General features: G+C 65.5%; 20 protein-coding genes and 1 tRNA gene. 8 read left to right on the forward strand and 13 right to left on the reverse strand.

Annotated features, from left to right (window positions below; genetic code table 11):
- Positions 1–117: 117 nt before the first annotated feature.
- Positions 118–423: a PALP domain-containing protein gene (locus CCS01_RS32925; RefSeq protein WP_170114647.1), complete on the reverse strand. Its 306-nt coding sequence runs from the start codon at positions 421–423 to the stop codon at positions 118–120.
- Between the two features lie 43 nt (positions 424–466).
- On the opposite strand from CCS01_RS32925, the gene CCS01_RS17140 reads away from it, so the two are divergent.
- From CCS01_RS17140 to ptsP, 5 genes are all read left to right on the forward strand, one after another.
- Complete coding sequence (locus CCS01_RS17140; RefSeq protein ID WP_239992209.1) at positions 467–883, forward strand: HPr kinase/phosphorylase; 417 nt, start codon at positions 467–469, stop codon at positions 881–883.
- On the forward strand, positions 880–1,878 hold the full coding sequence (rapZ, locus tag CCS01_RS17145; RefSeq protein ID WP_104519999.1) for an RNase adapter RapZ: 999 nt from the start codon (positions 880–882) through the stop codon (positions 1,876–1,878). The genes CCS01_RS17140 and rapZ overlap by 4 nt, the downstream gene beginning before the upstream one ends.
- 83 nt (positions 1,879–1,961) lie before the next feature.
- A complete protein-coding gene (locus tag CCS01_RS17150; protein WP_104520000.1) occupies positions 1,962–2,393 on the forward strand; it encodes a PTS sugar transporter subunit IIA in 432 nt (143 codons plus the stop codon).
- Complete coding sequence (locus CCS01_RS17155; RefSeq protein WP_104520001.1) at positions 2,390–2,701, forward strand: HPr family phosphocarrier protein; 312 nt, start codon at positions 2,390–2,392, stop codon at positions 2,699–2,701. Before CCS01_RS17150 ends, CCS01_RS17155 begins: the two co-directional genes overlap by 4 nt.
- 25 nt (positions 2,702–2,726) lie before the next feature.
- A complete protein-coding gene (gene ptsP / locus CCS01_RS17160; RefSeq protein ID WP_104520002.1) occupies positions 2,727–4,562 on the forward strand; it encodes a phosphoenolpyruvate--protein phosphotransferase in 1,836 nt (611 codons plus the stop codon).
- 236 nt (positions 4,563–4,798) lie between these two features.
- Here ptsP and CCS01_RS17165 read toward each other — a convergent pair whose 3' ends face one another.
- From CCS01_RS17165 to CCS01_RS17220, 12 genes are all read right to left on the reverse strand, one after another.
- Positions 4,799–5,161 carry a hypothetical protein gene (locus CCS01_RS17165; protein WP_104520003.1) on the reverse strand — a complete coding sequence of 121 codons (363 nt, stop codon included), beginning with the start codon at positions 5,159–5,161 and terminating at the stop codon, positions 4,799–4,801.
- Positions 5,162–5,293: 132 nt separating this feature from the next.
- Entirely contained in the window at positions 5,294–5,827 is a 534-nt protein-coding gene (gene ppa, locus CCS01_RS17170) for an inorganic diphosphatase (protein ID WP_104520004.1), read from the reverse strand.
- Between the two features lie 15 nt (positions 5,828–5,842).
- A complete protein-coding gene (gene murA, locus CCS01_RS17175; RefSeq protein ID WP_104520005.1) occupies positions 5,843–7,105 on the reverse strand; it encodes a UDP-N-acetylglucosamine 1-carboxyvinyltransferase in 1,263 nt (420 codons plus the stop codon).
- Between the two features lie 8 nt (positions 7,106–7,113).
- Positions 7,114–7,668 carry a dCTP deaminase gene (gene dcd, locus CCS01_RS17180; RefSeq protein ID WP_104520006.1) on the reverse strand — a complete coding sequence of 185 codons (555 nt, stop codon included), beginning with the start codon at positions 7,666–7,668 and terminating at the stop codon, positions 7,114–7,116.
- A 230-nt stretch (positions 7,669–7,898) separates the two neighbouring features.
- Positions 7,899–8,504 carry a ribosome hibernation-promoting factor, HPF/YfiA family gene (hpf, locus tag CCS01_RS17185; RefSeq protein WP_104520007.1) on the reverse strand — a complete coding sequence of 202 codons (606 nt, stop codon included), beginning with the start codon at positions 8,502–8,504 and terminating at the stop codon, positions 7,899–7,901.
- 169 nt (positions 8,505–8,673) lie between these two features.
- Complete coding sequence (rpoN, locus tag CCS01_RS17190) at positions 8,674–10,173, reverse strand: RNA polymerase factor sigma-54 (RefSeq protein WP_104520008.1); 1,500 nt, start codon at positions 10,171–10,173, stop codon at positions 8,674–8,676.
- A 122-nt stretch (positions 10,174–10,295) separates the two neighbouring features.
- Positions 10,296–11,072, reverse strand: a complete 777-nt coding sequence (gene lptB / locus CCS01_RS17195; protein WP_104520009.1) for an LPS export ABC transporter ATP-binding protein — start codon at positions 11,070–11,072, stop codon at positions 10,296–10,298.
- Complete coding sequence (locus CCS01_RS17200; RefSeq protein WP_104520010.1) at positions 11,069–12,055, reverse strand: LptA/OstA family protein; 987 nt, start codon at positions 12,053–12,055, stop codon at positions 11,069–11,071. The genes lptB and CCS01_RS17200 overlap by 4 nt, the downstream gene beginning before the upstream one ends.
- Complete coding sequence (gene lptC / locus CCS01_RS17205; RefSeq protein WP_104520011.1) at positions 12,055–12,747, reverse strand: LPS export ABC transporter periplasmic protein LptC; 693 nt, start codon at positions 12,745–12,747, stop codon at positions 12,055–12,057. The genes CCS01_RS17200 and lptC overlap by 1 nt, the downstream gene beginning before the upstream one ends.
- Positions 12,744–13,739 (reverse strand): KpsF/GutQ family sugar-phosphate isomerase, encoded by a 996-nt coding sequence (locus CCS01_RS17210; RefSeq protein WP_104520015.1) that lies wholly within the window; start codon positions 13,737–13,739, stop codon positions 12,744–12,746. Before CCS01_RS17210 ends, lptC begins: the two co-directional genes overlap by 4 nt.
- Positions 13,740–13,881: 142 nt before the next feature.
- Positions 13,882–14,535: a ribonuclease D gene (locus tag CCS01_RS17215; RefSeq protein ID WP_104520012.1), complete on the reverse strand. Its 654-nt coding sequence runs from the start codon at positions 14,533–14,535 to the stop codon at positions 13,882–13,884.
- A gap of 8 nt (positions 14,536–14,543) precedes the next feature.
- Positions 14,544–14,630: transfer RNA gene (locus tag CCS01_RS17220), tRNA-Leu, on the reverse strand.
- A 186-nt stretch (positions 14,631–14,816) separates the two neighbouring features.
- Here CCS01_RS17220 and CCS01_RS17225 point away from each other — a divergent pair.
- The 3 genes from CCS01_RS17225 to CCS01_RS36145 all read left to right on the forward strand — a co-directional run.
- Positions 14,817–15,764, forward strand: coding sequence for a complex I NDUFA9 subunit family protein (locus CCS01_RS17225; protein WP_338049986.1), 948 nt, complete (start codon positions 14,817–14,819; stop codon positions 15,762–15,764).
- Between the two features lie 224 nt (positions 15,765–15,988).
- Complete coding sequence (locus CCS01_RS17230) at positions 15,989–17,026, forward strand: IS66 family transposase (protein WP_104520014.1); 1,038 nt, start codon at positions 15,989–15,991, stop codon at positions 17,024–17,026.
- Positions 16,960–17,441: IS66 family transposase (locus CCS01_RS36145; protein ID WP_158258452.1), on the forward strand; the 482-nt coding region annotated here is incomplete at its 3' end. The genes CCS01_RS17230 and CCS01_RS36145, both read left to right, overlap by 67 nt.

Genomic DNA, 17,441 nt, shown 5'->3' on the forward strand with positions numbered 1-17,441 from the left:
AAAATCGGTAGGCAATCCAGGTTCCGCCTCCGCCTTCGACCCACCAAAGTCCGCGAGGGCTGGGGAACGGGCCTGTATCCGGCACCGGCACGGCGCCGCCGGCAAAACCTCGGGTGATCAGGAACACCCGCGCGCTGGCCTGCCGACGTAGCAGGCGGCGACGGCACACGCCGCCAGCACCCGCGCCGTCAACACGCGGTTGAACGCCCCGCGCGGCTTAAAACTGCCGCTGTGCTGCAGCCGTTCCAGCTTCAGCGCAACCGCCGGTTCGGTAGAAAAGTTATCGACCGATGCACGTAATAGTGGCGCATGGCAGATATATCGACGTATTCTGGATGCAACGACGGCACTGCCGTGTCGATCGATCATGGCCGACGACGCTGCCATGCGCTTTGCCAAACCACAAGTGGCTTCCTTTTCCATGGCGATGCGATCAGACTGCAACCCCATGCACGGCCATCTGCGTATGCATGGGAGCTGCGTATCAAGAAATGAGGATGCGATTCTTATCCTCGGGCCATCGGCGTTGGGGAAGTCCGACCTCGTGCTTCGGTTACTTGCATGCGGCTTCGAACTGGTCGCCGATGACCAGGTGGACATCGACGACGGCATCGCCTCCTGCCCGCCTGCCCTTGCCGGCATGCTGGAGGTCCGTGGCCTTGGCATCGTCAGGCTGCCGTATCGCCCCCGGGCCCGCCTCGCCTTGATCGTGGAACTCGCCAGGCCGGCCGAGCGGCTGCCCACGCCGCGGCATCACCCGGAGCTGGGATTGCCGATTGTCGGCATCGATCCCGCCGCGGCCTCCGCCCCCGAACGGGCGGCGCTGGCGCTGGACTGCGCGACCGGCCGGGTCAGCCAAGTTGCAGGTGCCTTCGCGCCATGAGCGGCCCGGCCCGCAAGTCGGTCGTTATCGTCACCGGCCTGTCGGGCGGCGGCAAGGCATCGATCCTGAACGCGCTGGAGGACGTCGGCTTCGAGACGGTGGACAACCCGCCACTACCGATGCTGGAGGAGATGATCGCCGAAGTCGGCTGCAAGCTCGCGGTTGGCGTTGACGCCCGGACCCGCGGCTTCGACGCCGCCGCGGTCCTGGATGTCATCGATCGGCTGCGTCAGAACCCCACCCTCCGGGTGCACCTGGTCTACGCCTGGGCCAACGAAACCACCCTGCTGCGGCGCTACACCGAGTCGCGGCGCCGCCATCCGCTGGCGCCGCAGGGCCGCGTGACCGACGGCATCAGCGCCGAACAGGCGCTGACCGACCTGCTGCGGGTCGAGGCCGATCTGGTGGTCGATACCAGCGACCTGCCGATTGCGCACCTGCGGCGGCTGATCGAGCGGCACTTTGGCAGCGGATCCGACGACGACCAGACGCGGATGATCGTCTCGCTGATCTCCTTCGCCTACCCGAAAGGCCTGCCGCGGGAAGCGGATCTGGTATTCGATGCGCGCTTCCTACGAAATCCGCACTACGATCCCATATTACGCCGAAAGACTGGTCTTGACCCCGATGTCGGGGCCTATGTTGAAGAGGATCCGGACTTCGTTAAATTTTTTTCACAGCTACGGGAACTAATCGACCTTCTCTTACCAAGGTTCGTGCAAGAGGGTAAAAAATACGCTACGATCACAATCGGGTGTACCGGAGGTCGGCATAGGTCTGTTCATCTGATTGAAAAATTGGCGAATCACCTCACGACGCGCGCAGCACCTGGGCAAGCCGATGGCACCAATCATGTCCCGTGGCGGGTCTACGTGACGCATCGGGAGCTTGCGCGTGATGGCGCCCAGGACGTTTTCCTGATGGACCGCCCGGTTGCGCATCTGCAGGATTCAGACATAGACAAGGCTGCGCGCACCTTGTCGGTTCAGGCGTAGGAGGCCTGAGACATTACGATGGTCATACCAATGACATCCGGACGCATGAATCCGGCAAAATATCAGGACCGCCCGGTTTAAACATGATCGGGATGGTTCTGGTCACGCACGGGCATCTGGCGGATGAGTTGCGGGCCGCCATGGAGCATGTCGTGGGGCTGCAGCGCAATGTTGACACGGTCTGCATCGGGCCGGAGGACGACATGGAAAACCGCCGCGCCGAGATCGAGGCCTGCATCGGCCGGTGCGACACCGGCGACGGCGTCGTGCTGCTGACCGACATGTTCGGCGGAACGCCCTGCAACCTCGCGATCTCCATGATGGAGCGGAAGGGCGTGGAGGTGATCGCCGGCGTCAACCTGCCGATGCTGGTCAAGCTGGCGAAGATACGCTCCAAGCAGCCCCTGGCCGACGCCGTCAGTTGCGCGGAAGATGCCGGGCGCAAGTACATCGCTGCCGCATCCCACGTGCTGCATGGCTGCAAGGTGAACGGATCCAACGGAAGCTGCGAATGACCGACGGTTCGGCCGAGCCGCCAGCACCCGAGTCGCCGGTCCTGACCCGCGTCGTGACGATCTGCAACAAGCGCGGCCTGCACGCTCGGGCCGCGGCTCGCTTCGTCACCATGGCGGAAACGTTCGGCGCCTCGGTCGACGTGGTTCGGGACGGCCAGGTCGTCTCCGCCCGCTCGATCATGGGCCTGATGATGCTCGGCGCCGGCAACGGCTCTGAAATCGAGTTGCGTGCCGAAGGCTGGGATGCCAAGGAAGCGATGGACGCCCTGGCAGCCCTGGTCGAGGCCGGCTTCAATGAGCAGGATTGATCCGCCGCCACCCCAGCACAAGCGAATGGCCCGCCCCGCCCTCGCTGCCGCTCAGGCACGGGCGCAGACCGCCGCCGCCGAGCGGCGCTTCGCCGGCATCCCTGTCTCCCCCGGAATCGCCATCGGACCGGTGTTCGGCGCACATGAGCCCGAAGCCGTCATCACCCGCCACAAGATCCAGGCCGCCGACATCGCCGCCGAGGGCACCCGCCTGGAGGCGGCGATCGTCCAGTCGCACAAGCAGCTGCTGAAGCTGCGGGCCAAGCTCGCGGTGCTGCCCGAGGAAAGCCAGTCGGAGATCGCGCCGCTTATTGATGCATACATACGTATGCTGGGGCCGTCCCGCCTGATCCGCGGCGTGCGGCAGCGGATCGAGGACACCCTGCTGTCGGCCGAAAGCGCCGTGATGACCGAGGCGAATGCGATCGCCGAGGCGATCATGGAGCAGGCCGAGCCCGGCCTGCCGGCCGAGGACCTCGCCGGGCTGCGCCGCCGCGCCGACGAGATCAAGGAGATCGCGCGGCGGCTGGTGCGCAACCTGACCCGCGCGCCGTTCCGCAGCTTCGCCGGCCTGCCGGAAGGCGCTATCCTGATCAGCGAATCGCTGCGGCCGGCCGACGCGGCGTTGCTGGATCCCTCGCGGCTGGCCGGCGTGGTGACCGAGGAAGGCGGCGCCGACGGCCATACCGCGGTGATGCTGCGCGCGCTGGGCGTGCCGGCGGTGCTGGGGGCGGCCGGCGTGACCCAGGTGATGAAGCCCGGTGACGAGGCCGTGGTGGACGGGATCGCCGGTAGCGTCACGCTGAACCCGACGCCGGAGACGGTGACGGCGGCGCGCCGCGCGGTCACCGCCTACGCGCGAGAGCGGCAGCGTCATGCCCGCCTGCGCCGCCTGCCCGCCGAGACCCTGGACGGGCAGGCGATCGAATTGCAGGCCAACCTGGAACTGCCGATCGAACTGCCGCTGATCGCGCAGTCGGGGGCGGTCGGCATTGGCCTGCTGCGCACCGAGTTCCTGTTCATGAACCGGGAAACCATTCCCGACGAGAACACGCAGACCGAAAGCTACCGCACCATCGTCGAGGCGATGCACGGCGATCCGGTCACCATCCGCGTGCTGGACTGGGGCGGCGAGAAGGAGATAGAGGCCCTGGCGATGGCCGGGATCGTGCCGGAGATTGCCGACACCAATCCGGCTCTTGGCCTACGCGGGATCCGGCTGCTGCTGCGCCGGCCGGAACTGCTGGAAACCCAGTTCGCCGCCATCCTGCGCGCCTCCATCGCCGGCCCGGTGCGGGTCCTGCTGCCGATGGTGACCATGGTCGGCGAGGTCCGCGCCGCGCGCGAGATCTATGAGAAAGTCGCCAGGCGCCTGCGCCGCCGCGGCGAGCGGCTGGCCGAGAAGCTGCCGCCGCTGGGCATCATGATCGAGACTCCGGGCGCCGCCCTGTCGGCCGATGCCCTGGCGCTGGAGGCGGACTTCTTCTCCATCGGCACCAACGACCTGACTGCCTACACGCTGGCGGTGGACCGGTCGGAATCCGACGTGGCCGACTTGTATGACCCGATGCATCCGGCGGTGCTGCGCCTGGTGCAGTTCGCCACCGAGGCGGCATTGCGCACCCGGATGCCGGTCTCGATCTGCGGCGAACTGGCCGCAGCGCCGAAACTGACCCCGCTGCTACTGGGGCTGGGCGTGCGCTCGCTGAGCATGAACGCCTCGGCGGTGCCGAAGGTGAAGCAGGTGATCCGCTCGGTGGAGATCCCCGACTGCATCCGCCTGGCGCGACGGCTGATGGACCAGAGCGACCCGGAGTGCATCCGCACGCTGATCAACGGGTTCGGGCAAGGCGCGGAATAAGCCGCCGATGGGCCGTGAAGGCCAGGCGGGTTATACCAACGGCCCGGACCAGTGACCCATCCGGCCTTGCGCTACTACGATCGGTTGATGCCAAGTCGCCTACGTGACCCAACCGGGTTGCCGGGGCTGAAGCGCATCTGTGTCTCCCCTTGATCCCATTTTTAGCACCTCACGAAAAGCCCTTGCTTTATCAGCGAATTACGGCCGCTTTTTGTCGGAGTGGCACTCCAATCGCGTCATGCACGAGCGCCAGTTTCAGCCACCGCTGCGCCTACAACCGGGGCGACTACAGCCAGGGGTTGAAAATCTTCCCGGCCCCTTGGCCCTATCTCGGTCCAACTGCCGGATTGAGGATGATCGACAGCACCATCGGGTGCGCCCATCAGCATAGCGCCGGCGCCCTCAAGAAGGTTGACGAAGACCAAGCCGCCGGCCGCTCGCGCGGCGGCCTGAGCACCAAGCTCCACACCCTCGTCGATGCGCTCGGCAACCCGAGCGTCGTTCATCCGAGCACTGGCGAGGCGCATGACCTCGCCAGTGCCGATCACCCGCTGCCCGACCTGCAAGCCGAGGCGCTGATTGCCGACAAGGCGCGCCATCTGGTCGAAACTTGTTCACCAGGCCCGGGCAGTTCCGCGCCATCGCGACCCACTACGACAAGACCGCCCGCAACCTTCTCGCCACGGTCCGCCTCGCCGACGTCATCATTTGGCTCATTTGACGATACGCCGTTAGCCCGCCTTCCTCGCCCGCTCAACCGCTTCCGCGATCAGCGCCTTCGCCTCACTCGCATCTCCCCATCCAAGAACCCTAACCCACTTGCCGGGCTCCAGGTCTTTGTAATGCTCAAAGAAATGCTGGATTTGTTCCAGCGTAATCGATGGCATATCGGTGTAGTTATGCACGTTGACGTAGCGTTGCGTCAGTTTGGGCGATGGGACAGCAATAATTTTTTCATCGCCACCGCCATCGTCTTCCATTTTCAGCACGCCAACCGGACGCACATTGATCACGGCCCCAGGGACGATTGGCCGCGTATTTGCCACTAACACATCAATTGGATCGCCATCCTCGGACAGCGTATGCGGGACAAAGCCATAATTTCCCGGATAACGCATTGGTGTGTACAGGAACCGGTCGACCACCAGAGTTCCGGCCTCCTTGTCCATCTCGTACTTGACTGGCTCACCACCAATCGCAACTTCGATGATGACGTTGACGTCGTCCGGCGGGTTTCTTCCTATAGAGATTGCATTGATCCGCATCAGGGGGGTGTCCTTTTATCCAGGGATTCGTTCTATATCCGCTCCGCAGGCGGCCAGTTTTTGCTCGACTGCCTCATAACCGCGATCTAAGTGATAGACCCGGTTGACAATCGTTTCACCATGTGCAGCCAAGCCGGCAAGAATAAGCGACAACGAGGCTCGTAGATCGGTCGCCATGACTGGCGCACCCGACAGCGACCGGACGCCACGTACGATTGCTGAAGCCCCGTGCACATTGATATGCGCTCCCATACGGTTCAGTTCCGGCACGTGCATAAAGCGATTCTCAAAAATCGTTTCGGTGACCATCGATGCTCCCTCGGAAACTGACATGACTGCCATGAACTGGGCCTGCATATCTGTAGGAAACTCGGGGTATGGTCCCGTCATCACATCCACACCACGTAATCCGTTCAGCCGCTTGATCATCAACCCGTCGGACTGCTCGGTGACTTCTACGCCAGCTTCGCGCAAGGCTCGTATCGTGGCACCCAAATGTTCTATCCGCGCTTTGCGGAGGAACACCGATCCACCGGAAATTGCGGCCGCACAGGCATAGCTGCCCGTTTCAATCCGGTCGGGAAGGATAACATGTTCAGCACCGTGTAATCGCTCGACGCCATCTATGATAAGAGTGGACGTGCCGACGCCTTCGATTCGCGCACCCATGGTGATCAGGCAAGCAGCCAAATCCCCAATTTCCGGCTCCCGCGCCGCGTTGACCAGTTTGGTACGGCCATCGGCGAGGCACGCTGCCATCAGGAGGTTTTCAGTGGCGCCGACTGAAACAAACGGAAAAACAATTGTCGCGCCGCGCAGCCGGCCATCCACCTTGGCGTCAATATAACCGTTCGCAAGGTTGAAACGCGCGCCCATCTGCTCAAGGCCCTTTAAGTGCAGATCAACCGGCCGCGTGCCAATTGCGCAACCACCCGGCAACGACACCCGGGCTTCCTGGACCCGTGCCAGTAATGGTCCGAGGACGAGCACCGAGGCCCGCATCTTCCTGACAATGTCATATGGCGCTTCAGTGCACGAAATCGAACCACCGATCGATAGCGTCCGCCCACCCTCGACAACAGGTTCCACGGCAACACCATGCTGCGTAAGCAGGACGCTCATGGTCTGAATATCAGCGAGACGCGGTACATTCGATAGTATGAGGCGTTCATCCGACAGTAGGCCTGCGGCCATCAGCGGCAAGGCAGCGTTCTTGGCGCCGCCAACCTTGATCTCACCAAACAGGGGTTGGCCGCCGCGTATACGAATGCGGTCCATATGGACGGTTACATCCTTGGTAAGGCTGTGCCACGCTGACCCATGTACTTGCCGGCCTTGTCGGCGTAACTGGTCTCACAAGCTTCATTGCCCTGCAGGAACAGAAACTGGCAGATGCCTTCGTGGGCATGGATCTTCGCTGGCAACGGCGTGGTGTTGCTGATTTCGATCGTCACTTGCCCTTCCCATTCCGGTTCGAGTGGCGTGACGTTCACAATTATACCGCACCGGGCGTAGGTGGATTTGCCGAGACAGATCACCAACACATCACGTGGAATCCGAAAATATTCCATAGTGTGTCCGAGTGCAAAGCTGTTGGGTGGGATAATGCAGGTATCGGTCTTCCGATCGACAAAGCTGGTGTGCGCGAATGCCTTCGGATCGATTACAGCGGAGTCAATGTTGGTGAAGATCTTGAATTCATCCGCAATCCGGGCGTCGTAGCCATAGCTGGAAAGACCATAGCTGATCACGCCATCGCGCTTTTGCGCCTCCACGAACGGATCGATCATGCCGTGCTTGTGCGCCATCTGGCGAATCCAGCGATCGGACATGACAGACATCAGGATAATAGCTCCATGCAAATGATGACCAGGGTGTTCCTAACGCAGAATCATGCTATGCTGCAAATGTGTTGTCGCAAGGCATTCGCACCTCGAAAATCCACCTCCTTCGCTTGCCGTGACGGTGGGGGAACGGCCGGTATCACGCGTCGAGGAGCAGCTAAGCGCAACGCGGCGATCCCGTGGCCATAGGCCAGTCAGGATCGCCCCGTCGCTGATCGCACTCGCCCTCAGGCAATGCCGTCCGCAGCCTGGCCGGGATCGATCCAGCCGATATGCCCGTCGGAGCGGCGGTAGACCACGTTGAGCACGCCGCTGGCGCTGTTGCGGAACATCAGCACCTGCTGGTCCGACAGGTCCATGCGCATCACCGCCTCGCCGACTGACAGGACGGCGATCTCGGTGGCGGTCTCGGCGATGACGGTGGCGTAAGCGTCGTCCAGGACAGTACCGTCGGGAGGACGCGCGTCGCCGGCCGCGGCTTCTTCCCGCAGGATGTACTGCCGGGCGGACTCGGGCCGGGCGCGATTGGCAAGGTCGCGGTGATGGTCGTTCACCCGGCGTCGGTATCGCCGGAGTCGCTTGGCTATGTGCTCCGCGGCGTCATCAAAGGCGGTGTTGGCGTCGGCAGCCTCCCCCTCTCCGCGCAGGCTCAGGCCGCGGCCGGCGTGGACGTTGATATCGCACGTGAAAAAACTGCGGGCCCGGCTGAAGGTGACGTGGGCTTCCAGTGCATGATCAAAGTACTTGTTCGCGATGGTCTCCAATTGGGTCGATACGCGAGTCTGCAATGCGTCCGACAGTTCGACCTGCTTGCCGGAGACTGTGATATGCATGGTACTCTCCCAACCGGTTAAATCGGCCGATCGGCCCGTGTCGTGAATGGCATTCCGATCAGCCAGCGCCGTTTCCAGGTGTCATGCGCCGTGGACATTTGGGCACGCTCCGCCCAGCGGTGTCCACTAGGTATAAATACGGAGTTCAGAACGGGTTTCGCGGAAACCGTCACGCCGGCACGGTTTTTTCCCGCCGCCGCTGGACCGAGTTGGGAATGCGCAGCGCCTCGCGGTATTTCGCCACCGTCCGGCGGGCGATATCGATACCCTCGCGCCGCAGCACGATCACCAGCGCATCGTCCGACAGCACGTCGCTGGGCGGCTCCCGGTCGATCAGGGTGCGGATGCGGTGGCGCACTGCCTCGGCGCTGTGCGCGTCGCCGTTGGTGCCCTGGATCGCGGTGGTGAAAAAGTACTTCAGCTCGAACGTGCCGCGCGGCGTGGCGATGTACTTGTTGGCGGTGACGCGGCTGACGGTGCTCTCGTGCAGTTCCACTGCCTCGGCAATGTCGCGCAGGATCAGCGGCCGCAGGTGCGCGACGCCCAGGCGCAGGAACGCCTCCTGCTGGCGGATGATCTCGGACGCCACCTTCAGGATGGTCTGCGCACGTTGCTGCAAGGAGCGGACCAGCCAGTTGGCGTTGGCCAGGCGCTCGGTCAGGAACACCTTCTCGTCCTTCTTCGCCCGCGGCGCCACCTTGGCATAGAAGCGCTCGTTCACCAGCACGCGCGGCATCGTCTCGGGGTTCAGCTCGATGATCCAGCCGCCGTCCGGCGCCTGGCGCATCAGCAGGTCGGGCACCACGAGTTGCGGCGGGGTGGTGTCGAAGCTGGCGCCGGGCTTGGGGTCGAGCGCGCGGATCTCGGCGATCATGTCGGCCAGGTCCTCGGCATCGACCTCGCACACGGCCATCAGCCGGCGGTTGTCGCGCCTGGCCAGCAGATCGAGGTTGTCCAGCAAAGCCTGCATCGCCGGATCGAGCCGGTTGCGCTCGGCCAGCTGGGCGGCGAGGCATTCCTTCAGGTCGCGGGCGAACAGGCCGACCGGGTCGAACCGCATCATCCGGGCGCGGACGGCTTCCACCTGTTCGAGCGGCAGGCCCATGGCCCTGGCGATCGCCGCCGGCTCCGCGGTCAGGCGGCCGGCTGGACACAGCAGGGCGATCAGGTGCGCGCCAATCATCCGGTCCACCGGGTCGCCGATGTTCAGCCGCAACTGCTCGCCCAGGTGGTCGCGCAGGCAGAGTTCGTCGCCAGCGAAGTCCTCGATGGTGCGGTCGTCCGCGTCGAAGCTGTGGCTGCCGCCGCTGCCGTCGATGCGCCCGCCCAGCGGCGCGCCGTCGCTGATCCCGCCGGGGTCGTAGCTGTTCGAGGTGTCGATATCCAGCGGCGCCGCCGTTTCGCTCGGCAGGGTGCCTGCCTCCACCGCGTCGGCCGAATCGACGGCAGCGGGCGCCGGCGGCGCGATCTGGTCGGGCGCGGCGCGCTCGCCGATGGGGGCGTCGGCGGTGTCGTCGCGCTCCAGTAGCGGATTCCGCTCCAGCTCCTCCTCGACGAAGGCGTTGACCTCGATGTTGGAAAACTGCAGCAGCTTGATGGCCTGGCGCAGCTGCGGCGTCATGACCAGGGTTTGGCTCTGCCGTAGATCGAGACGGGGGGCGATCGCCATGATCAGGCGATTATCGGGCCATTCCGGCCAGGGTCAATGGATTTTGACAAACCCGGATGCAAAAAGCGTGCTACTGTGTGCCAAACCGGGGGGCATATGCTGACGATTTTTAGAGACCGGCCCTACAGGCTGAACCTTTCTCCCAGATAGACCCGTCTCACGTCTTCGTGTGCCACGACTTCGCTGGGTATGCCCTCCATCAGCACCTGGCCATCGTGCATGATGTAGGCGCGGTCGATGATGTCCAGCGTCTCGCGCACGTTGTGGTCGGTGATCAGCACGCCGATGTCGCGGTCCTTCAGGTGCTTCACCAGGTCGCGGATTTCGCCGACGGCGATCGGGTCGATGCCGGCCAGCGGCTCGTCCAGCAGGATGTAGGAGGGCTGGGTGGCCAGGGCGCGGGCGATCTCGACGCGCCGCCGCTCGCCACCCGAGAGCGCCAGCGCCGGGGTGCGGCGCAGGTGGCTGATGCCGAATTCCGCCAGCAACTCGTCCAGCATGCGGTCGCGGGTCGCGCTGTCCGGCTCGATGACTTCCAGCGCCGCCATGACGTTCTGCTCGACGTTCAGCCCGCGGAACACGCTGGCTTCCTGCGGCAGGTAGCCGATGCCGAGCCGGGCGCGACGGTACATCGGCAGGCGCGTGATGTCGGCGTTGTCCAGGCTGATCGCGCCGGTGTCCGGCTTCACCAGCCCGACGATCATGTAGAAGGTGGTCGTCTTGCCGGCGCCGTTGGGGCCGAGCAGGCCAACGGCCTCGCCCCGTCGCAGCGTGACGGTCACATTGCGGACGACGGGCCGGCCTTTGTAGGTCTTGCCGACGGCGCGGGCGGTCAGGCCACCGCTGCCATGAAGCACCCTGAGTGCCGGCTCCGGCCGCTCCTCTCGCATCAGGTTCATGGCTTCGGCTTTGCCGCCGTCCCCGGTTTCGCGGCGGAGGCGGTGGGTTGGGTGACACCCAGCCCTTTGTTGGTCTGGTCATTCGGAACCACCAGCCCGTGCACGCGGCCGGCACTGCGGGCGACCAGGGTCGCGATGCCGGTCTTCATGTTCACGTCCGCCTCGGCTCCGTTCAACTGGTTCTGGCCGCGGGTAATCTGAACGTTTCCGCCCAGCCGCGCCATACCCGTATCCAACACGTACACGCCCCGGTCACCGGTCACGGTATCGGTCGGCGTGCGAATCGAGACATGCCCGAACGCCTCCACACGCTGCAGCTTGCCGGAGGACGCCAGCGGGTCCTCCTGCGGTTTCGCCGCGGCCTGGGTTGCGGCGTGGTTTGCAGCCGGCTGTGCCCCCGGCGGTGCGTTTTCGGTGGTATAGGCCACCAGCGTATCGGCGGCGATGCGCTTGGCGTCGTTGGTCACCACCACTGCGTCCCCGCGCGCGACCGCCATGTGCTTCTGCGGCCAGTACTCCAGGTCGTCGCGCGCCGTGATAACGTCGTTCGGCGTCGTCAGCTTCAGGTGGCGCCCAGTCATCACCAGGACCGCCTGGTCCAGGTCGTAGACCGCCCTGTCGCCCACCGCCTGGTCGGTCTGGGTGAAGATGTGCACGTTGCCGTCGGCCTGCAGGCGATAGACCTCGTTCCCCTCGGTCGAGGTGTCGCCGGCGAGCCCGGTCGTCGGAGCCGGCGTCGCCGCCGCGCCGTTGCCGCCCTTCTTGCGGTACCACGCGGTCAGCCGATCGGCGGTGACGGTGACGTTGTTGCGGATGGCGCGGGCATCGCCGCGGGCGATCACCTCGCGCTCCGCCTGGCGCCATTCGATCCCATCGCGGGCGGTGATGTCGATTGGCCCGCCATGCGACAGGTCAAGCTGCTGCGCCAGGGCCGGCGCGGCCAGACAAAGCAGCAGCAAAGCCGCCGGTGCCAGGCGTTGCATCAGTGCTCCGCGGCGTTCAGCACGACATGGGCGGGGCCGGGGAAATCAATCGCAGTGCCGCTGTCCATTACGGTGAAGCCCTGGGCATCCAGCGTGCCGAACGGGCCCTCGACATGCGTCGGCGCCGATCCCGCGGCCGCGCCCGCCTTGGTGTCGATCGAGGCGCTGGCGGTGTGCATCGTGGTGCCGTCATCCCGGTACAGCGTCACGTTGTTGACCAGGTCGAGCTGGTTGAGCTTCTGCAGATAGGTTCCGTCCTTGGCGGTCAGCATCAGCCAGGTGCCGTTCTGCAGGGTGATGTCGCCCTTGGGCATGGTCATCACCACCCGATCGGCATCCATCTGGCGCGCGGTCGCGGCGGTGACGGTGTAGGGGCGGCCCTTCTCGTCCACGCCGTTGTAGCGGGCATTGACCAGCTTGCCGCCGTCCACCTCGCCGGCGACATGACTCATCGCCAGGCGGGCCTTGCTGGTGGCGCGGTCGATTTCCGGCCAGAGGGCGATCAGAGCCAGCAGCATCATCGCCGCCAATGGCAGGAGCCACTTGGTCACCGTGATCAGGAACCGGCGCCGGGCGATGTGGCCCGGTGTCGGCAGCGACCGCAGCCGCGTTCCGGCACCCAGCAGGTAGCCGCCGGTGCTGCGGACTGGCAGGTCCTGCGGCTCGTTGACCGTGCCCTGGCGCAGGCTCATGCCAGCCCCGCGCGCAACAGGTCGTGCACGTGCAGGATGCCCAGGGGGTGTCCCGCCGGATCGACGACGAACAGGGTGGTGACCGGGCGCTGGTGCGCGTTCATCGCATGCAGCGCCTCGACCGCCAGGGAATCGGGGCTGATGGTGCGGGGCGAAGGAGTCATGATGTCGCCAGCGCTCAGCGCCAGCAGGTCGGGGCCCATGGCGCGCCGCAGGTCGCCGTCGGTGACGATCCCGGTCAGGACGCCGACGTCGTCGACGATGCCCAGGCAGCCGAAGCGCTTCTCCGTCATGCGCACCAGCGCGGTGGCCATCGGCAGGTCGGCCGAAGCCAGCGGCATGGCGTCGCCGTCATGCATCAGGTCGCGCACGCGGCGCAGCCGGGCGCCCAGCTTGCCGCCGGGATGGATCTGGCGGAAATCCGCGGCCGTGAAGCCGCGCCGTGTCAGCAGCGCGACCGCGATCGCGTCGCCCAGGGCCAACTGCATGGTGGTCGAGGTCGTCGGCGCCAGGCCCATCGGGCAGGCCTCGACCACCTTGGGCAGGATCAGGGCAACGTCCGCCGCCTGCGCCAGCGCCGAGGCCGGGCTGCCGGTGATCGCGACCAAAGGCAGCCCGAACCGCTTGGTGTGCGCCACCAAATCGGCCAGTTCCGCCGTCTCGCCGGAGTTGGACAGGGCGAGCACCGCATCGCCCGCAACAATCATGCCCAGGTCGCCGTGCGAGGCTTCCGCCGGGTGCACGAACAGCGCCGGGGTTCCCATCGAGGCCATGGTGGCGGCGATCTTGCGGGCGACATGGCCCGACTTGCCCATGCCGGACACCACGACCCGCCCGGACGCCGCGGCCAGGCAGTCGATCGCCTGGCCAAAGCGCGCGCCAAGAGCGGCGGCAAGCGCCAGCAGGCCCGCCGCTTCGGTGTTCAGGACGTCGCGCGCAACCTGGAGATCGGAGGCGACCAGGTCCGCCTGTGCGAGAGAATCCGTCAAAATCGGAGCAACTTCCGTACTGACATCATCCGATCTATGGGCCGATGGGTGGGCTTGGGTCAACGGTTCAAGCTTAACGAAGAGTGACCGTTGCCATTATTCCAGGCAAGCAGGGGAATCGCCGCAACACCCGGGCAGCGCGCGGCTAGTGGGCGAAGATGTCGGGCTGCTCGTAGCCCAGCAGGTCGAGCCGCCCGCGTGCCGGCAGAAACGCATAGCAGGCTTCCGCCAGCGCGAGCCGATCCTCCCGGACGAGCAGGGCTTCCAGCTTCGCCCACAGCGCGTGCAGGTGCAGCACGTCGGAAGCCGCATAGGCGAGTTGCTCGGCCGTGAGTTCCACCGCGCCCCAGTCGGAACTCTGCTGCTGCTTCGACAGCTCGATGCCGAGCAGTTCCTTGCACAGGTCCTTCAGGCCGTGCCGCTCGGTAAACGTGCGCACCAGCTTGGCGGCGATCTTGGTGCATTTCACCGGGCTGACGGTGATGTCGAGGTAGTGCTGCATCACCGCGACGTCGAAACGGGCGAAATGCATCAGCTTGACCACGCCCGGGTCGCTGATGATCCGCTTGAGGTTCGGGCAGTCATAGCCGCGGCCGCCGTGCTGCGTCGGGATGAGCTGGACCAGATGGGCATGGCCGTCGCCGGCGGACAGTTGCACGAGGCACAGGCGGTCGCGATGCGGGTTGAGACCCATGGTCTCGGTGTCCACCGCGACGACAGGGCCGAGCGAAAGCCCCTCCGGAAGGTCATTCCGGTGCAGGTGGATAGTGCCGTTCGGCATGAACTGTGTGATGCTCATTTTGAGATTGGTGCCCAGGAGAAGACTCGAACTTCCACGACCTTGCGGCCACAGGTACCTGAAACCTGCGCGTCTACCAATTCCGCCACCTGGGCAACCGTTCGTCCGTGTTGGACTGCGGTAGGGCGGGCGATGTAGCCGCCGATTGCGGCGGCGTCAACGGCCTGTGTGCGGTTTCGTGCGTTTTTTTGCCAATCGGCGGAGCCGGGTTGAGGCAACGGCGACGGAAGCGTATCAGACCGCCGACGACGGGAGGTTTTGGAACGATGGCGACTCGGCGCGTGGCAACGGTTTTCGGCGGCTCGGGCTTCATTGGCCGCTATGTGGTCAAGCGGCTGGCTCAGCAGGGCTACATTGTGCGGATCGCAGGGCGGAACACCGAGGCGGCGCGGCCGCTGAAGCCGATGGGCGCGGTCGGCCAGATCGTGCCGCTGTTCGCTTCCGTGGCCAACGAGGGCACGGTGAAGCGCGCGGTCGAGGGCGCCGACATCGTCGTCAACGCCGTCGGCATCCTGACCCAGACCGGCTCGGCCACGTTCATGAAAATCCACAAGGAAGGCGCCGAACGGATCGCCCGCCTGTCGAAGGCGAACGGTGTTGGCCGGATGGTGCACATCTCGGCCATCGGCGCCGACGTGAACAGCCCGAGTAAGTACGGCGCGTCGAAGGGCCAGGGCGAGCAGGCGGTGCTGGGCGCCTTCCCAGCGGCGACGATCCTGCGGCCGTCGCTGGTGTTCGGGCCGGAGGACCAGTTCTTCAACCGCTTCGGCGAGATCGCCCGGCTGTCGCCGGTCATGCCGGTGATCTGCGGCGGGACAAAGATGCAGCCGGTCTATGTCGGCGACGTCGCCGACGCGGCGATGGCGGCGATGGCGTCGCAGGCGGCGATGGGAAAGACCTATGAGCTGGGCGGGCCGCGGGTGTGGACGTTCCGCGAGATCCTGGCGTACATCCTGAAGCAGACACGGCGCAACCGCCGGCTGGTCGACGTCCCGATCGGCCTGGCGCGGCTTCAGGCCAGCATCATGCAGTTCCTGCCGGGCAAGCCGCTGACGCCGGACCAGTTGCTAATGCTGCAGAAGGACAACGTGGTGGCCGAGGGGGCGCTGGGCCTGGCCGATCTGGGGATCACGCCGACGCCGGTGGAGCTGATCGTGCCGGCGTATATCAGCCGCTTCCAGCCCGGCGGCGGGCGGCGGCCGATGGCGCCGCCGCCGCTGGAGGAGTAGCGTCTGGTGGTGTCGCGGGAACGAGCAGTTGGATGTAGAAGGCACTACCCAGCTGCTGGCTTTATCGCCAGGACGACATCCGTTGTCCCGAAGTCATCGCCAATGNGTAACTGCCCAGGTGGCCGGTTGTGCTGGCGTTGGCGGAACAGCGGCCCCGCGGTAATCGCCGACCCCGGGCCTGATTTTGCTTGACATGACCACGGCGGGTCGATTCGAAGGAGTCGGTGGACCGAGTAGCGCTCGACCAACTCGCGCGAGACGACCTGATCGCCCTGCTCCTGGCGCAGCAGGCGCGGATCGCTGAACTGGAGCGCCGTCTCGGGCTGAACAGCCGCAACAGCGGCAAGCCGCCGTCCAGCGACGGACGGAAGAAGCCGCCGCGGGTGAGCAGCCTGCGTCAACCGTCCGGCAAGCCGACCGGCGGCCAGCCGGGTCATCCGGGCACGACGCTGCGCCGCACGGAAACCCCCGATGCCACGATTGATCATTATCCGGCTGTCTGCACCGGGTGCGGCGAGCCGTTGAGCGCGGCGACGGCGATGGATCAGGTCGCCCGGCAGGTGTTCGATCTGCCGGAGCCGAAACCGCTGCTCGTCACCGAGCACCGCGCGCATGGCTGCCGCTGTGGCGCGTGCGGCGCGCAGACGCGGGCGGCGTTCCCCGCCGGGCTCAGCGCACCGGTGCAATATGGCCCGCGGATCGGCGCCATCGTGCTGTATCTGTTGCACTACCAGCTGCTGCCCGAGAAGCGTCTGGCCAGACTGATGGCCGATTTGTTCGGCGTCACGCTGGCGGCGGCGACCATTGCGCGGATCAGCCGCGATTGCGCCACGCGCTATGCCGGCTTCGTCGATGTCGTGCGCGACCTGGTCGCGGCGGCGGCGGTCAGGCACATGGATGAAACCGGCTTCCGCATCGGCGGCCGGACGCAGTGGCTGCACATCGCCTCGACCCTGTGGCTTACCTTCTACCGGGTCTCGCCCAGGCGCGGCAGCCTGCTGGCGAACGTTGTCGGCATTGTCGTGCATGACCACTGGAAGCCGTACTACACCATGAGCGGCGTGCTGCATGCGCTGTGCAACGCGCATCATCTGCGGGAACTGAAGGCGCTGGTCGAGATCGAGAAGGAAGACTGGGCGAAGCTGGCCAAGGTTCCGTCGGCGCAGCCGATGGAATGCCAGATGAGGCACGCCGCATGCAGCGCCTGCTGCGCCGGGCCTGCCATGCCAGCAACCTGGCGCGGGAGAAAGGCGTGCCGTTGAAGCCGGGCCTGATCGCCCTGTTCGAGCGATGTTACGACACCATCCTGGCGGACGGCCTGGCCTTCCATGACGCGCAACCGCCCTTGGCCCGGGCCGCCGGCACCGGCAAACGCCGCGGCCGGCCGCCACGCCGGGTTGGCCACAACCTGCTCTTGCGGCTCAGCACGCGAAAAACCGATGTGCCGCGCTTTCTCACCGACCCGCGTGTGCCGTTCAGCAACAACCTGGCGGAACGCGACGGGCGGATGATGAAATTGCGCCAGAAGATCTGCGGCGGGTTCCGCTCCATGGAAGGGGCGATGGAGTTCGCAGTGATCCGCTCACTGCTGTCGACGGCGCGGAAGCAGGGCTGGGATATCCTGCAAACCCTCAACGCCAATCCGGACCGCCTGATCGCAGCCCTCAGGGGTACGTG

This window comes from Rhodopila globiformis, from assembly GCF_002937115.1.
Lineage (GTDB): Bacteria > Pseudomonadota > Alphaproteobacteria > Acetobacterales > Acetobacteraceae > Rhodopila > Rhodopila globiformis.

What these genes read in the sequence shown, in the direction of transcription:
- CCS01_RS32925 (WP_170114647.1), bottom strand. Translation starts at nt 423, where the DNA reads ATGGAAAAGGAAGCCACTTGTGGTTTGGCAAAGCGCATGGCAGCGTCG.
- CCS01_RS17140 (WP_239992209.1), top strand. Translation starts at nt 467, where the DNA reads ATGCATGGGAGCTGCGTATCAAGAAATGAGGATGCGATTCTTATCCTC.
- rapZ (WP_104519999.1), top strand. Translation starts at nt 880, where the DNA reads ATGAGCGGCCCGGCCCGCAAGTCGGTCGTTATCGTCACCGGCCTGTCG.
- CCS01_RS17150 (WP_104520000.1), top strand. Translation starts at nt 1,962, where the DNA reads ATGATCGGGATGGTTCTGGTCACGCACGGGCATCTGGCGGATGAGTTG.
- CCS01_RS17155 (WP_104520001.1), top strand. Translation starts at nt 2,390, where the DNA reads ATGACCGACGGTTCGGCCGAGCCGCCAGCACCCGAGTCGCCGGTCCTG.
- ptsP (WP_104520002.1), top strand. Translation starts at nt 2,727, where the DNA reads ATGGCCCGCCCCGCCCTCGCTGCCGCTCAGGCACGGGCGCAGACCGCC.
- CCS01_RS17165 (WP_104520003.1), bottom strand. Translation starts at nt 5,161, where the DNA reads ATGGCGCGCCTTGTCGGCAATCAGCGCCTCGGCTTGCAGGTCGGGCAG.
- ppa (WP_104520004.1), bottom strand. Translation starts at nt 5,827, where the DNA reads ATGCGGATCAATGCAATCTCTATAGGAAGAAACCCGCCGGACGACGTC.
- murA (WP_104520005.1), bottom strand. Translation starts at nt 7,105, where the DNA reads ATGGACCGCATTCGTATACGCGGCGGCCAACCCCTGTTTGGTGAGATC.
- dcd (WP_104520006.1), bottom strand. Translation starts at nt 7,668, where the DNA reads ATGTCTGTCATGTCCGATCGCTGGATTCGCCAGATGGCGCACAAGCAC.
- hpf (WP_104520007.1), bottom strand. Translation starts at nt 8,504, where the DNA reads ATGCATATCACAGTCTCCGGCAAGCAGGTCGAACTGTCGGACGCATTG.
- rpoN (WP_104520008.1), bottom strand. Translation starts at nt 10,173, where the DNA reads ATGGCGATCGCCCCCCGTCTCGATCTACGGCAGAGCCAAACCCTGGTC.
- lptB (WP_104520009.1), bottom strand. Translation starts at nt 11,072, where the DNA reads ATGAACCTGATGCGAGAGGAGCGGCCGGAGCCGGCACTCAGGGTGCTT.
- CCS01_RS17200 (WP_104520010.1), bottom strand. Translation starts at nt 12,055, where the DNA reads ATGCAACGCCTGGCACCGGCGGCTTTGCTGCTGCTTTGTCTGGCCGCG.
- lptC (WP_104520011.1), bottom strand. Translation starts at nt 12,747, where the DNA reads ATGAGCCTGCGCCAGGGCACGGTCAACGAGCCGCAGGACCTGCCAGTC.
- CCS01_RS17215 (WP_104520012.1), bottom strand. Translation starts at nt 14,535, where the DNA reads ATGAGCATCACACAGTTCATGCCGAACGGCACTATCCACCTGCACCGG.